Origin of the sequence: Mycolicibacterium diernhoferi (assembly GCF_019456655.1) — a bacterium.
Taxonomy (GTDB): Bacteria; Actinomycetota; Actinomycetes; order Mycobacteriales; family Mycobacteriaceae; genus Mycobacterium; species Mycobacterium diernhoferi.
Genome location: NZ_CP080332.1, coordinates 136011 through 149986, shown reverse-complemented (window position 1 = coordinate 149986; position 13976 = coordinate 136011). Strand labels below are relative to the sequence as shown.

Below are 13976 nucleotides of genomic sequence, written 5' to 3'. Positions count from 1 at the left end.
CTCGCCCGGTCGACCCTACGGGCCGGCGGGGATGACGGGCGGGACGAAGTCGAACGTCATCCCGAGCAGCCAGACCAACACGAGCACCACCGGCAGGTGGAAGATGAACTGCAAGAACGTGAATCCGACCAGATCGCGTGCCCGCACCCCGAGCACCGCCAGCAGCGGCAGCATGAAGAACGGGTTGACCAGATTGGGCACCGCCTCGGCCACGTTGTAGATCTGCACCGTCCAGCCCAGATTCATCTGCACGTCGGTGGCCGACTGCATGACGTACGGCGCCTCCACCAACCACTTCCCGCCGCCCGACGGGATGAAGATGCCCAGCACGACGGTATAGAGACCGATGACCACCGCGAACCATCCGGCACCGACATTGGTGAACAGTTCGGCCAGCCGGTCCGAAACCGCCAGTCCGCCTCGGCCTTCCGCTCTGGTGATGATCGCGGCCATCGCGGCGTACAGCGGGAACTGCACCAGGATGCCCCCGACCGCGGGGACGGCGTTGGCGACGGCCTGCAGGAACTGCCGGGGCGTCCCGTGCAGCACCAGCCCCAGGATGAGGAACACCAGCAGGTAACCGTTGAGGCTGCTCACCGTCGTCAGGACCGGCTTGGTGAGCAGCTGGGAGATCAACCAGCCCAACGTCATCACACCCGCCAGCACCGGCAGCACCCGGCTGTATTCGAGCCACTCCCCCGGTCGCGACCGCGGCGGCACCGGCTCGGTCCGGTCGTCGAGATCCACGTCCATATCCTCGGCGGTCCTGATCGCCGCACCCGTCGGTGCGGAGAAGTGCGCGATCACCACGGTCAGCGCGATGAGGATGGCGCACATGAGCAGCGACTGCCAGGTGAAGATCGTGGTGCCGAAATCGAGTACCCCGGTGATCTGCAGCAGCTCGGGCGGCAGCGACGCGGGGGTGGCCTGCAACTGAGCGGCCGAGGAGGACAACCCCAGTGCCCACACCGCACCCACACCCATGAAGGCCGCGGCGCCCAGAGCCCGGTAGTCCACCCGCAGCTCGGTCCGACGGGCGATCGCTCTGGCCAGCAGACCGCTGAAGACCAGGCTGAGCCCCCAGTTCAGGAAGGACACCGACATCGACAGGAACGCCACCAGGCTGACCGCGGTCCGCGCCGAGCCGGGAATGGTGGCGAGCCGGTCGATCAGCTTGGCCACCGGCGGGGAGGTGGCCACCACGTACCCGGTCAGCACCACCATGGCCATCTGCAGGGTGAACGCGGTCAGATCCCAGAAGCCGCCGCCGAAGGCATCCACGACGGTCTGCGGGGAGGATCCGTTGGCCAGCGCACCGGCCGAGACCAGAACGACTCCCGCCAACGCCACCACGTAGGCGTCCGGGAACCACTTCTCCGTCCACCCGGCCAGCGACTGGGCGACGCGGGCCAATCCCCTCTCCGAATCGGCACCCTTGGTGGCAGTGGTCATTCGGCTGCACCTCGATTCGCTACCGTCGACCGCCGCCGGTCCGACGCGGGACTACTCGGTCCCGTCAAGTCTGTATCGCGCCTCCGCAGGAACGTCGGATGGCGCGCCCGGCCAACCGGTCAACGCCAGGTCGGCGACGGCATGCAGGTCGGTCCGGCTCGCGCCGCTGCGGGCTTGCACCGCGATCCCCTGGCACACGGCGGCGATCCAGCGGGCCAGCAGCAGGGTGTCCACGCCGGACAACTCACCGTCGGCCACTGCGGTGTCGAACCGTTCGGCAAGCCGGTGCACCGTCGCGTCACGGAATTCGGCAAGGCCGGGGGCCCGCCCGACGGTCAGGCACCCGTGGATGTCGGCGCTGACGGTGTCGGCCGCTCCGTGCACCATCGCCTCGGCAACCTCACGAGCTGTCGGTCGGGTAAGGGCCTCGGCTGTGTAGGAACCCGGGCCGGCGAGGTAACGCCGCAGGGCCCGCTGGAACAACTGCTCCTTGGATCCGAACTCGGCGTAGACGCTGCGCCGGTTCACTCCGGTCACCGCTGTCACATCCGATATGGACACCGCATCGAAGCCGCGATCCCAGAACAGCTTCATCGCCGCGTCCTCGATCTGAGCGGGGTCGAACCCACGTGGTCGGCCGATCGTCATCGTGAACACCTTCCTGTGATGCCCGCCACACCGGGAATGGATCCCCCGTCGACCAGCCTTGAGCTCAGTGTACTTTGTAACACTTCGGTTCGTAATTACGAGAGGCCATCAAAATGAGCACAGCACCCCTGACCGGCAAGCGGGCACTGGTGACCGGCGGTTCACGCGGTATCGGCGCGGAAATCGTCCGTCGCCTGGCCACCGACGGCGCCGCGGTGGCCTTCACCTACTCCGCCTCGGGTGCCCAGGCCGAAAAGCTCGTCGCCGAACTGACCGGCAACGGCGCCACCGCGGTGGCCATCCAGGCCGACTCGGCCACCCCGGCCCAGTCCGTGGCAGCCGTCGAGCAGGCCGTCGCCGAACTCGGCGGCTTGGACATCGTGGTGAACAACGCCGCCGTCGCGCACATGGCACCGATCGACGACTTCCCGGGCGAGGAGTTCGACCGTCTGGTGGCCATAAACATCGGGGGCATGTTCTGGACGACCCGCACCGCGATGAAGCACCTGGGCGAAGGTGCGCGGATCATCAACATCGGCAGCATCAATGCCGACCGGATCCCCGGCGCCGGGCTGGCGGTGTACGGCATGACCAAGGGCGCGGCGGCCTCCTTCACCCGTGGACTGGCCCGCGATCTCGGCACTCGCGGCATCACCGTGAACAACGTGCAACCCGGCCCGATCGACACCGACGCGAACCCGAAGGAGGGTGACTTCGCGGAGAGCCTCAAGCAGGTCACCACGCAGGGGCGCTACGGGCACACCAGCGACGTCGCCTCCCTGGTGGCGTTCTTGGCCGGCCCCGAGTCGGGCTACATCACGGGTGCGAACCTGAACGTCGACGGCGGCTTCACGGTCTGACGATCTCAGCGGGCCAGGATCGCCGGCTTCCGCCGGTGATCCTGGCCCCGCTTTTCGGGTTTCTTCACCCCTGTGAAGACTCCATTGACGCGGGTTGGCAGCAAGGTCGGTGAGGCCGCACAGTGGACGTCATGCTGCCCGTGCTCGATCTCTCCGTGCTGGATACCGATCTGGACGCCTTCCGACAGGCCCTGCGCGAAGCCGCGCACACGGCGGGATTCTTCTACCTCACCGGGCACGGCGTCTCCGACGGCCAGATCACCGAGGTGCTGTCGCTGGCGCGGCAGTTCTTCGACCTGCCGACCGAGGACAAGGACGCGATCAGCCAGCTGAAGAGCCCGCAGTTCCGCGGTTATTCACGCATCGGCGGTGAACTGACCAACGGCCGCGTCGATTGGCGCGAGCAGATCGACATCGGACCCGAACGGGCGATCATCCCTGGGGCCGAGGGGTACTGGCGGCTGCAGGGACCGAACCTGTGGCCCAGTAGGCCCGCCGCGTTCCGGGCGGCCTTCGAGGAGTGGGACCGGACGCTGTCCGCGGTCGGGTTGCGGCTGCTGCGGCACTGGGCGGTGTCCCTGGGCGCGGCCGAAGACCTGTTCGACGCCGCGTTCCAGGACGCGCCGGCCACCCTGATCAAGGTGGTGCGGTATCCCGGCACGGCCGACACGACGCAGGGGGTGGGCGCCCACAAGGACTCCGGTGTTCTGACGCTGCTGCTCGTCGAACCCGACTCCGAAGGTCTGCAGGTCGAGTTGTCCCCAGGTACCTGGGTGGACGTGCCGCCGCTGCCCGGCGCGTTCATCGTCAACATCGGGGAATTGCTGGAGGTGGCCACCGGCGGCTACCTGCGCGCCACCCAACACCGGGTCCGCGCGCCCCGGCCCGGCACCGACCGCATCTCGATTCCCTACTTCCTCAATCCCGCACTGGACGCGACCGTGCCGATCATCGCGCTCCCGCCCGACCTGGCCGCACTGTCCCGCGGGGTGGAAGCCGATCCGGACAATCCGATCTACAACACCTACGGGGAGAACGCCTGGAAGTCGCGCACCCGGGCCCACCCCGACGTCGCCGAACGACACCACGGCATCGTGCCCAAGGTGGCGTTCGCGACGTAGTCCGGTTCGACTCAGGCTGGTTTGTGGTCGGGCTGATTACAACCCTCGGCAACCGGCACGGCAGTCCGTAAGTTCACGGGGTGTTCGACGTGCGCCGACTGGTCGTGTTGCAGGAGATCGCGCGCTCAGGGTCACTGAGCGCGGCAGCCGCGGCACTGAGCTACACCACTTCGGCCGTCTCCCAGCAGGTCACCGCTCTGGAGCGGGACCTCGGATGCCGGCTACTGGTCCGCGGACCGTCGGGCGCCCAACTCACCACCGCCGGGACCAGACTGCTCGAGCACGTCCCGGCCATCCTGGGGGCGATCGCCGCCGCCGAGAAGGACCTGGCCGCTCTCACCGGATCGAGGGGCGGCAAGATCCGGATCGCCTCCTTCTCCAGCGCCGCCGCCGTCATCCTGCCGCCGGCTCTGGCCCGGTTACGGACGGTGTTGCCCGGCCTCGACATCGAACTGATCGGCGTCGACCCGGCCGACGGGGTCGCGCTGCTGCGCACCGGTGACGCTGACGCGGCGATGGTGACAGAGGTACCCGGCGAGCGCCCCGAGTTCCCCGATGTCAGCACGGTCGGCGTCTACGACGACGAGTTCTTCGTGGTCCTGCCGCACGGTCACACGCTCACCGAACGCAAGGAAGTCCCGCTGGCCGCACTCGCACAGGAGAGTTGGGTGATCAGCTCCGAGAACGGGGTGTGTCCGGACACCCGGGTCTTCCGAACGGCCTGTCGGCGTGCGGGATTCGAGCCGTCGGTGACGTTCCGGGCCGACGACTACGGCACCGTCCAGGGCCTCGTCGCCGCCGGGCTGGGGGTGTCGCTGGTGCCGTCACTGGCCGCGACCGGCGTGCGCACCGGGGTGGCCCTGCGGCGGGTCGCCGGCCATCGGCCGGTGCGCCGGGTGTCCATCGCGACGGCATCGACCCCCGCTCCCAAGAGCATGCTGGCCACGGTGGTCGGCATGATCGCCGCGGCGGGAACGCAACTCGCCGGCACCGGTGTCTACAGCATCCCTGCACACGCCTCCAGCGTCGCTTGAACCATCTCGACCCGATGGCCGGCGCTTCCTAGGTTTCTCGTCGAACCCGACGACGAGGACTCCAGATGACCCGCTTCTACCTCACCGGCAGCATCAATGTTCCCACCGTGGACGACGCCTTCACGCTCGTCGGCGGGCGCCTGCAGCCCGGCGTGACCCGGGTGCCCGACGGCGAACCCGGCGACCGCGCCAACTGGGTGCTGGTGCACTCGGCACACTTCCTGGCCAACCCGACCCTCGACATCGAGGACGGTCGGGCACGGGTACGGGCCGGCACCCCGGTGGCGTTCGGGGAGGTGGACTACCACTCATCGGCCATCGCCTCCTACGCCGATTTCCGGGCCGCCCGCGATGCCGGCGTGCTGGCCGCCGATTCCCGCTTCCTGGTGTCGATCGCGACGCCGTTCAATGCGGTGAATTCGTTCGTGCACTTCGACTCCCAGGTGGAGGTCGCGCTGGCCTACGAGGGTGCGCTGCGGCACAGCGTCGAGGCGATCCAGGACGCCATCCCGGCCGCCGATCTCGCCATCCAGTGGGATCTGCCGACCGAACTGGCCACCATCGAGGGGTGGTTCCCCAATCCCTACGGCGACACCGAGCCGGTGCTGGCGGCCACGGCGCGGCTGGCCGGCTGGGTACGCGAGGGTGTCGAACTCACCTTCCACCTCTGCTACGGCGACTCGAAGTTCGGGGCGTCCCCGTTCATGGGTGAACCGCCCACCGAGGAGGCCGCGGCCCGTGGGGGCCGGCACGTACTTCCGCGTGACGCCTCGACGATCGTCACGCTGGCCAACGGGTTGTCCCGGCACATCACTCGGCCCATCAACGCCATTCAGGCCGCCACCGTCGCGGCCTGGACCAAACGGGCACACTGGCAGCCGCTGGCCGATCTCGCGTTGGAGCCCGGGACGGAGTTCTACCTCGGGCTCGTGCACGCCGAGGACGGGGCCGAGGGCGCCCGGGAACGGATCGCCCTGGCCTCGGATTTCCTGTCGTCGTTCGGGTTGTCCACCGAGTGCGGTCTGGGACGGCACTCCACCGAGCAGCTCGAGGCCGTCCTGGTGGCCTGGCAGGAGCTGGCCGCCGCCGCGGCACCCGCCCTGGCCGCGGGCTGAGCCGCCGGCGGTAGCGTCAGGTCGCGCCGCGACCTGGAGGGAGTGCAGATGACCGACTACCCGTTCGACCTGGGTGCCTACTGCCGGGTGATCACGACCTCGTCCCCGGAGGCGCAGGGCTGGTTCGATCGCGGTCTGAACTGGACCTATGGGTACAACCACGAAGAAGCCGACGCCTGCTTCAAACAGGCCCTGCGCTACGACCCGGACTGTGCGATGGCCCACTGGGGCGTCGCGTACGTCATCGGCCCGAACTACAACAAGCCGTGGGAATTGTTCGACGAGAAGGAAATTCAGACGACGCTCGCCGAGTCGAAGCGTGCCTGCGCGACCGCCCGGGCGAACATGGCCGGCGCCTCACCGGTAGAGCAGGCACTGATCGGCGCGCTCGAGCTGCGGTACCGCTGCGACGGTGATCTCGACGAGCTGAACAAGTGGAGCCACGAGTACGCCGACGCCATGCGCGGCGTCCACCGCTCCTTCGGCGAGGACCCCGACGTCGCGGCACTGTTCGCCGAGTCCCTGATGAACCTGACCCCCTGGACCATGTGGGACCCGCGCACCGGTGAACCCACGGCCGATGCGAAAACTGCTGAGTGTCAAGCGGTTCTGGAGAACGCCATCGGACGCAACCGGGATGCCGCCCGGCCGCCGCACCCTGGGCTGTGGCATCTCTACATCCACCTGATGGAGATGTCGGGTCAGCCGGAGGCGGCGCTGCGCGTCGGTGACGAACTGCGACGGCTGGTGCCCGACTCGGGTCACCTCGCCCATATGCCCACCCACATCGACGTGCTGTGCGGCCACTATCAGGACGTCGTGGACTGGAATCACATCGGCATCGAGAAGGACGTCAAGTACTGGGAGTACGCGGGCGCGCACAACTTCTACTCCAACTACCGGGTGCACAACTACCACTTCAAGCTGTACGGGGCGATGCTGCTGGGCCAGTTCGCGCCGGCGATGGAGGCGGTGCGGACCATGCACGCCACCATCCCCGACGAACTGGTCTACATCGACAGCCCCCCGATGGCCGACTTCCTGGAGGGCTACAAGTCGATCGGCACCCACGCCCTGGTCCGGTTCGGCCGGTGGCAGGACCTGATCGACGATCCGTTGCCCGCGGATCCGGAGTTGTTCTGCATGACGGCCGCGATGAACTACTACGGCAAGGGCATTGCGCACGCCGCACTCAAGCAACACGATCTCGCTGCCGAGGCGCAACGCGCGTTCGAGCGGGTCGCGGCGACCGTACCGGACACCCGGCGCCTGCACACCGTGACCTGCCAGCAGATCCTCGGGGTGGCCCGGGAGATGTTGGCCGGCGAAATCGCCTATCACCGTGGCGATTACGACGAGGCGTTCGCCAGGCTGCGACAGGCGGTGACCAACGAGGACGAACTGCCCTACGACGAACCGTGGGGTTGGATGATGCCCTCGCGTCATGCGCTCGGCGCGCTGCTGCTGGAGCAGGGTCATATCGCCGAGGCCGCCCGCGCCTACGAGGCCGACCTGGGACTCACCGATGAGGTGATCCGGTCCAATCGGCATCCCAACAACGTCTGGGCGCTGGTGGGGCTGCACCGCTGCTACGAGCTGCTCGGTGACACGGCTCGGGCGCGGATGATCAAGCCTGCGCTGGACGTGGCACTGTCCCGTGCCGACCCGCAGGTGCGGTCCTCGTGCTTCTGCAGCCGACCCCTGGACGCCGCCGCGCCGGCACCCTCCTGCTGTTCCGGCTGACGGTCTGGGCGATCCCCCGGATCGGGTGACGCCGCGTCGAGGCCGAACTACCGTCGAGCAGATGTCGAGGTGGCGCATCGCCCGGGTCTGTGCCGTGGGGCTGCTCACGCTCGGGGTGCTCTCGTCCTGCGGACACCCGGTCCCCGACGCACCGCCGCGCGCCGTGCCGCCCGCCCCGTCCGCGGCCGTCACGCCGGGCACGTCCACCGCGGCCGTCACGCCGGGCACGGACTTCACGGCCGTATCCCGGTTGATGCAGGACGCGGTCGCGGCGCACCGGCTGCCCGGCGCCGTGGTCCAGATCGGCCATGCCGGCAACATCGTGTACCGCCACGCTTTCGGATCACGCAAGCTCGACGGTGAGCCCGGGCTGAACGGGTCCCCCGCCCCCGCGGAACCCATGACCGAGGACACCCTCTTCGACCTGGCATCGTTGACCAAGAGCGTCGCGACCTCGACCGCCCTGTTCCAGTTGTACGAACAGGGCCTGGTCCGGATCGACGAACCGGTGCAGAGCTACCTGCCCGAGTTCAACCCCGCGCACGACCCACGACGCGCACAAGTGACGCTGCGCATGCTGCTCACCCACTTCTCCGGCATCGCAGGCGATCTCAGTCTGGACGGGCCCTGGGGGCTGGACCGGCCCGCCAAGGATGAAGGTGTCCGCCGCGCCCTCGCGGCGTGGGTGGTGTTCGAGCCGGGGACGGTTTTCCACTACTCCGACATCAACTTCATCCTGGTCGGCGCAATCGTCGAGAACATCACCGGTGCCCCGCTGGACAGCTACATCGAGGAGCACGTGTTCGCGCCGCTCGGTATGGCGGACACACATTACCTGCCCGTGGACAAAGTCTGTGGCCCACACCGTGTTCGGGGCACCGCCGTCGCTCTCGACGGCTACCCGCCCTGGGTGGGGCAGTGCCCGGCGGGTACCTGGAGCACGAAGCTGTTGGCGCGGATCGCGCCGACGGCGCTCGACGAAGACACCCCGGGCCTCAACCCCGACTACGGATTTCCGTTGCGGGGCACCGTGCACGATCCCACTGCGCGCCGGATGGGCGGAGTGAGCGGCAGCGCCGGGGTGTTCTCCACGGTCGATGATCTCGGCCGGTTCGCTCAGGCGCTGCTCGACGGGCTGGCCGGGCGGCCGAGCACGTTTCCACTGAAGCAATCCACCCTGGCACTGATGACCACTCCACAGCAGCCCGGGCACACCCCCGAACAACTGGTCGCGGCGAATGCCGCCGCCCGCCAGGCCCTGCGGACCGGGTCTGAGCCGAACCATCCAGCGATCGCCGGGCAGGATCTGCGTGGCTTCGGCTGGGATATCGACACACCGCATTCCCGGCCCCGCGGAATCCTGTTCCCGGTGGGCAGTTTCGGGCACACCGGCTTCACCGGGGTGACGCTGTGGATCGATCCCGGCTCCGACACCTATGTGGTGGTGCTGGCGAACGTGATCCACCAACGCGGTGGACCACCGATCACCGGACTGAGCGGCGCGGTGGCGACGGAAGCGGCCCGGGCCCTGAGGCTCTACCGAAACTAGCCGTCACCCACCCGATTTGGACAGACTGGCTTTTTATTTTTTCTTGGGTATGGTCGATCACGAAGCACTCAAGAAAGGCGCAGGAAATGGCTGATAAATCCCCGAATCGCGTCGCAAAAAAGCCCGCCATGGACATCAAGGAACGGCGCGCCCTGAAACGCGCCAAGGCCGCCGAAGACGCGCTCACCCAGACCCGCCGCAAGCGACCCGAGCGCGCCTGAGGTCCTGGTAAGGACCCATTTAAGTCGCCGACGGGTGGACGTACCGTCCCACGTCGGTGCGCGGTCTCCCCCGCTCTGCTCGCCACTCCCGCACCACTTTTCTGTTTTTTCGCGGTAGTCGCATTGATGGCGTGCCGAATTGTCGGCCGCAATTGATTCCGATTTATTTTCGGACCGTTCGATGTATGCGCTTTTTCGGGACCGGAAAAGCGCGTACATCGTTTCGGTCTGCGGCAACCCAGAGCAGGAGGACCTCGTGAGCATGCGAGCGCCCGACCATCCACCGGTGATCATCCTCGGCCGTCAGGCGGAACTGATCGACGCCTTCGTCGCCGCCTTCGACCAGGACGGCGTGGTGGCCCTGCACGGGGATACGGCGGTCGAGCAGGCAGACGACGCGGCCGACTCGATCGTCCTGATCCTCGACGAGACCCGTGCTGATTCGATGTTCTCCGGTCATCGTCTGGCGGCGTCCAAGCGACGAGCGCGGTTGCACCAGAACGATGTCTGCGATTCGACGGTCGCGGTCGCGCTCAGGACGGGCCCGCGCCGGCTGCTCGTGGTCTGCGATGCCCGGCACCTGTCCTTCGGCCAGCGGGTCCGAGTGGTCAGCTGGATTCGGCAGCTGTTGCACCGCGTCGGCTACGAATGCGCGATCAACGGTCTGCAGAACCTGGTGACGCGCTATGCACTGATCGACCATGCCGACGAGGTGCCGCGGACGGCCGCACGGGCGGTCGAATGGCACCGCGGGCATCCGGCTGACGGCCCTGTACCCCAGGTCCCGCTGTCGCCCTGCGGTCCGTGATAGGCAGAACGGGTGGACACCCCGCCGCCGCTGTTGTTCGCGCTGGACCTGACCGGCACGTTCGTGTTCGGGCTGAACGGCGCCCTGACGGCGTTGCGCGCCACGCATCTCGACGTGGTGGGCGTGGTGACGCTCGGCATGATGACCGCACTGGGCGGCGGCGTGATCCGCGACATCCTCATCGGCGCCATACCTCCGGCGACCTTTCTGTACTGGCCCTACTTCACCCTTGCGTTGGCCGGTGCGCTCATCGCCTTCGTGCTCAATCGCCCGCTGGCACGGTTCGAGATGTCCCTGACGACGCTCGACGCGGTCGGGTTGAGCGTGTTCGCCGTCATCGGGGCCAGTAAGGCGGTGGCCGCCGGACTCGGGGCCGGGCCCGCCGTCGCGCTCGGCGTCATCACCGCGGTGGGCGGCGGCACCATCCGCGATTTGATGGTGGGGCAGGTTCCCACGGTGCTGCGCAGTGAGCTCTATGCGATCCCGGCACTGGTGGCCGCCGCGATCACGGTGGCCGCCCTCGGTACCGACACCTACGGGTTGCCCGCCGCGATGGGGGCCGTGACGGCGTGTTTCGTCATCAGGATGCTCGGGGTCCGCTACCAGCTCAACGCCCCTCGCCCACCCGGGCAGTCCAGGGGCACTCCGGAGCCGGGGATGTGAGAGCGCGGCGGCCGTGAAGGTGCCAAGCTGATTTCATGCAGTACGTCCGGGAGGTCTCGTGACTGCCGCGAACCAGACGCCCTTGATGCCGGCGGCGTTCATCGGACACGGCAGCCCGATGAACGCCCTGGAACTGAACCGGTATACCGCGGCCTGGCGAGCCTTCGGCCGGCGGGTCAGCCGTCCGCGCGCGATCCTGGTGATCAGCGCGCACTGGTGCATCAACGCGACGGCGGTCACCGCGATGGCGCGACCGCGCACGATCCACGACTTCTACGGTTTCCCAGCTGAACTGTTCGATGTGCAGTACCCCGCACCGGGGCTGCCGGAACTGGCCGAGGAGGTCAGCGAGGTGGTTCATCCCACCTGGGTGGGCTCGGATCTGGACAGTTGGGGTATCGACCACGGCACCTGGTCGGTGCTGGTGCACGCCTTCCCGGACGCGTCGATACCGGTGGTGCAGTTGTCGATCAACGCCGACAAACCGCTGGACCACCACCTCGAGCTGGGCGCCAAGCTCGCACCGCTGCGCGAGCGTGGCGTGCTGATCGTGGCCAGCGGCAATGTCGTGCACAATCTGCGCGCGATGGACTGGAACCTCGACACCGGCTACGACTGGGCCCGCCGGTTCGATGAGGACGCCAAGTCGCTGATCCTCTCGGCACCGGCTGAGGCCGCGACGCTCGACGGTCACGCCGACTTCGGTGCCGCGGTACCGACACCGGATCACTTCATCCCGTGGCTGTACCTGGCCGGACTGGCCACCTCCTCCGCCGATGACGTGGACATTCTCGTCGACGGCTACGCCTACGGGTCGCTGTCGATGACGGCCTACACGCTGGGGCTGCCGACTCCGGTCGCCACCGGCACGGAGTTCTCCGCATCTCGACTGGTCCCGCACGTGCCCGCCGACGCGTCGAACATCTGAGGCCGGCCGGCGTGACTGCGATTCCGTTGTCCAAACAGCAGGAGCACCGTCTGCTGTCGCGGTTCATGCTGCTGAGCCTGGCGGCGGCGATCGCGACCATGGCGCTGAAGGCCGGAGCCGCGGTGGTCACCGGTTCGGTCGGATTCCTGTCCGACGCCCTGGAATCGGGGGTGAATCTGGTTGCCGCGGTGGTGGCGCTGTGGGCGTTGCGGGTGGCGGCCCGCCCACGCGACGCCGACCACCACTTCGGTCACGGCAAGGCCGAGTACCTCTCGGCGCTGGTCGAGGGCGCGATGATCTTCGTGGCAGCCACGGCGATCATCTGGAGCGCCGTCGAGCGCCTGATGAGCCCCGCGCCGCTCGTCCAGCCCGGGCTGGGTCTGGTCTTGTCCACTGCCGCGGCAGGGATCAACCTCGCCGTGGGGCTCACCCTCTTACGGGTAGGCCGCCGGCACCGGTCCATGACCCTGATCGCCGACGGCAAGCACCTGTTGACCGACGTGTGGACTTCGGCCGGCGTGATCGTCGGCATTTCGCTTGTCGCACTGACGAATTGGTATCCCCTCGATCCGTTGGTGGCGCTGGCGGTCGGGATCAACATCCTCTGGACCGGATACCGGCTGCTGCGCGGCTCGATGAGCAGCCTGCTCAGCGCCGCCCTCCCGGAGAAGGATCACGCCGCGGTCGACGCGGTCCTCGACCGTTACCGCAGCGAGTACCCGGTCAAGTTCGCACCGCTACGCACGGTCGAATCCGGCCGGCAGCGCCTGGTGTTCGTGGTCGTCGCCGTACCCGGCGAGTGGACCGTCCAGGCAGCCCACGACCTCGCGGACCGGCTCGAAGCCGACATCGACGCGGCTCTTCCGCACACCGAGACGTTCATCCACGTGGAACCTGCGGGCACATCTGCGCGATAGCGTCGGCCGTGAAGCGTCAACCGAACCCGATCATGTGCTCGCCTGGGTGCGCTGCCTCCCAGCCAGAGATCGCCGTATCCCACTGCTCGCCGTCCAGAGAGGTCAGCGAGGCCGGGAACAACCCGTCCTCCTCCTTGGCGATGTGCTCATACAGGTCGGACACCGCCGTACGGATCTGCTCCTGACCATCCGGATTCGACAGGTCGACGGTTTCCAGCAGCGCCTCGAGGTCCCGGTGCTCGCGCACCAGCGCGTCGATGTAATCGACGTACAGGTCGTCGGCGGCGGCCATCACGACGAACAGGCCCTGCTCCTCCCCGCGCCAGTGCGACCGCAACTCGTCGGCCATTGCGGCCACCATCTCGCGTGCCTGCCCGAACTCCCCGCGATCCAGCGCGCGCACCGCCTCGCCGCCGCAATTCAGTACCCGCTCGTGTTCGGCGATGAAATCGCGCAGCAACGGCAGGTCCCGGCAGCCGCAGTATTGGCACATCCCCAGCCCCGCACCTACTGACCGTCGCCCATCGGACCTATTCCATGTCGTCCGTGTCGCCATCCATGCCGGGATGCATGGGAAGCCCGCAGTTGGTACGCAGATCCCGAACCGGCTGACGGATGTCTCGTAGGGCCGTCGCCACATCGGGATGGGCGTCGACGTAGGTCTCGATCACGTCGTGCCGTTCCTCGGGGGTGGCCCGCCCGCGGGCATCCGTGAACACCTGCTCGACATCGGGGTGTGAGTCCAGATAGTCCGCCATCCGGGTCATCGCCCCGGCCTGCGCTCGCATCATCGCAGCCGGGGAACACTGATCCGGTGCGGGCTCCGCACTCGCAACCCCTGCCGACGCCATCGCCAACATCCCGGCGGCGCCTACGGCTGCCACGAACCTGGGGAGACGGGCACGGTCGCGTCGCAC

At 68.0% G+C, this 13976-nt stretch carries 15 protein-coding genes; 11 read left to right on the top strand and 4 right to left on the bottom strand.

Features of this window, described 5'->3' with window-relative positions; all coding sequences use genetic code 11:
- Nucleotides 1–15: 15 nt before the first annotated feature.
- Together K0O62_RS00680 and K0O62_RS00675 are read right to left on the bottom strand one after the other, a co-directional pair.
- On the bottom strand, nt 16–1452 hold the full coding sequence (locus K0O62_RS00680) for a short-chain fatty acid transporter (protein ID WP_073859082.1): 1437 nt from the start codon (nt 1450–1452) through the stop codon (nt 16–18).
- Nucleotides 1453–1503: 51 nt separating this feature from the next.
- The gene (locus K0O62_RS00675) at nt 1504–2100 is read right to left on the bottom strand and encodes a TetR/AcrR family transcriptional regulator (RefSeq protein ID WP_073859145.1); all 597 of its coding nucleotides are present in this window, start codon (nt 2098–2100) and stop codon (nt 1504–1506) included.
- A 113-nt stretch (nt 2101–2213) separates the two neighbouring features.
- Here K0O62_RS00675 and K0O62_RS00670 point away from each other — a divergent pair, with 113 nt between their 5' ends.
- The 11 genes from K0O62_RS00670 to K0O62_RS00625 all read left to right on the top strand — a co-directional run bounded on the left by K0O62_RS00670 (nt 2214) and on the right by K0O62_RS00625 (nt 13059).
- Entirely contained in the window at nt 2214–2960 is a 747-nt protein-coding gene (locus tag K0O62_RS00670; protein ID WP_073859081.1) for a 3-oxoacyl-ACP reductase family protein, read from the top strand.
- A gap of 131 nt (nt 2961–3091) precedes the next feature.
- Entirely contained in the window at nt 3092–4081 is a 990-nt protein-coding gene (locus tag K0O62_RS00665) for an isopenicillin N synthase family dioxygenase (RefSeq protein WP_073859144.1), read from the top strand.
- A gap of 80 nt (nt 4082–4161) precedes the next feature.
- Complete coding sequence (locus tag K0O62_RS00660) at nt 4162–5115, top strand: LysR family transcriptional regulator (protein ID WP_073859080.1); 954 nt, start codon at nt 4162–4164, stop codon at nt 5113–5115.
- Nucleotides 5116–5180: 65 nt separating this feature from the next.
- Nucleotides 5181–6230 carry a hypothetical protein gene (locus K0O62_RS00655; protein WP_073859079.1) on the top strand — a complete coding sequence of 350 codons (1050 nt, stop codon included), beginning with the start codon at nt 5181–5183 and terminating at the stop codon, nt 6228–6230.
- A 48-nt stretch (nt 6231–6278) separates the two neighbouring features.
- Nucleotides 6279–7973 carry a tetratricopeptide repeat protein gene (locus K0O62_RS00650; RefSeq protein WP_073859143.1) on the top strand — a complete coding sequence of 565 codons (1695 nt, stop codon included), beginning with the start codon at nt 6279–6281 and terminating at the stop codon, nt 7971–7973.
- A 61-nt stretch (nt 7974–8034) separates the two neighbouring features.
- Entirely contained in the window at nt 8035–9522 is a 1488-nt protein-coding gene (locus K0O62_RS00645) for a serine hydrolase domain-containing protein (RefSeq protein ID WP_073859078.1), read from the top strand.
- A gap of 86 nt (nt 9523–9608) precedes the next feature.
- Nucleotides 9609–9743, top strand: a complete 135-nt coding sequence (locus K0O62_RS28835; protein WP_097933680.1) for a hypothetical protein — start codon at nt 9609–9611, stop codon at nt 9741–9743.
- Nucleotides 9744–9882: 139 nt separating this feature from the next.
- A complete protein-coding gene (locus tag K0O62_RS00640; RefSeq protein WP_131830423.1) occupies nt 9883–10551 on the top strand; it encodes a hypothetical protein in 669 nt (222 codons plus the stop codon).
- A 12-nt stretch (nt 10552–10563) separates the two neighbouring features.
- The gene (locus K0O62_RS00635) at nt 10564–11214 is read left to right on the top strand and encodes a trimeric intracellular cation channel family protein (RefSeq protein WP_073859076.1); all 651 of its coding nucleotides are present in this window, start codon (nt 10564–10566) and stop codon (nt 11212–11214) included.
- A gap of 85 nt (nt 11215–11299) precedes the next feature.
- The gene (gene ygiD, locus K0O62_RS00630; protein ID WP_073859142.1) at nt 11300–12142 is read left to right on the top strand and encodes a 4,5-DOPA-extradiol-dioxygenase; all 843 of its coding nucleotides are present in this window, start codon (nt 11300–11302) and stop codon (nt 12140–12142) included.
- A gap of 65 nt (nt 12143–12207) precedes the next feature.
- Nucleotides 12208–13059: a cation diffusion facilitator family transporter gene (locus tag K0O62_RS00625; protein WP_073859141.1), complete on the top strand. Its 852-nt coding sequence runs from the start codon at nt 12208–12210 to the stop codon at nt 13057–13059.
- Nucleotides 13060–13075: 16 nt separating this feature from the next.
- Here the strand turns inward: K0O62_RS00625 and K0O62_RS00620 are convergent, their stop codons facing one another.
- Together K0O62_RS00620 and K0O62_RS00615 are read right to left on the bottom strand one after the other, a co-directional pair.
- A complete protein-coding gene (locus tag K0O62_RS00620) occupies nt 13076–13552 on the bottom strand; it encodes a hemerythrin domain-containing protein (RefSeq protein ID WP_073859075.1) in 477 nt (158 codons plus the stop codon).
- A gap of 37 nt (nt 13553–13589) precedes the next feature.
- Nucleotides 13590–13910, bottom strand: a complete 321-nt coding sequence (locus K0O62_RS00615; RefSeq protein WP_264002389.1) for a hemophore-related protein — start codon at nt 13908–13910, stop codon at nt 13590–13592.
- Nucleotides 13911–13976: the final 66 nt, after the last annotated feature.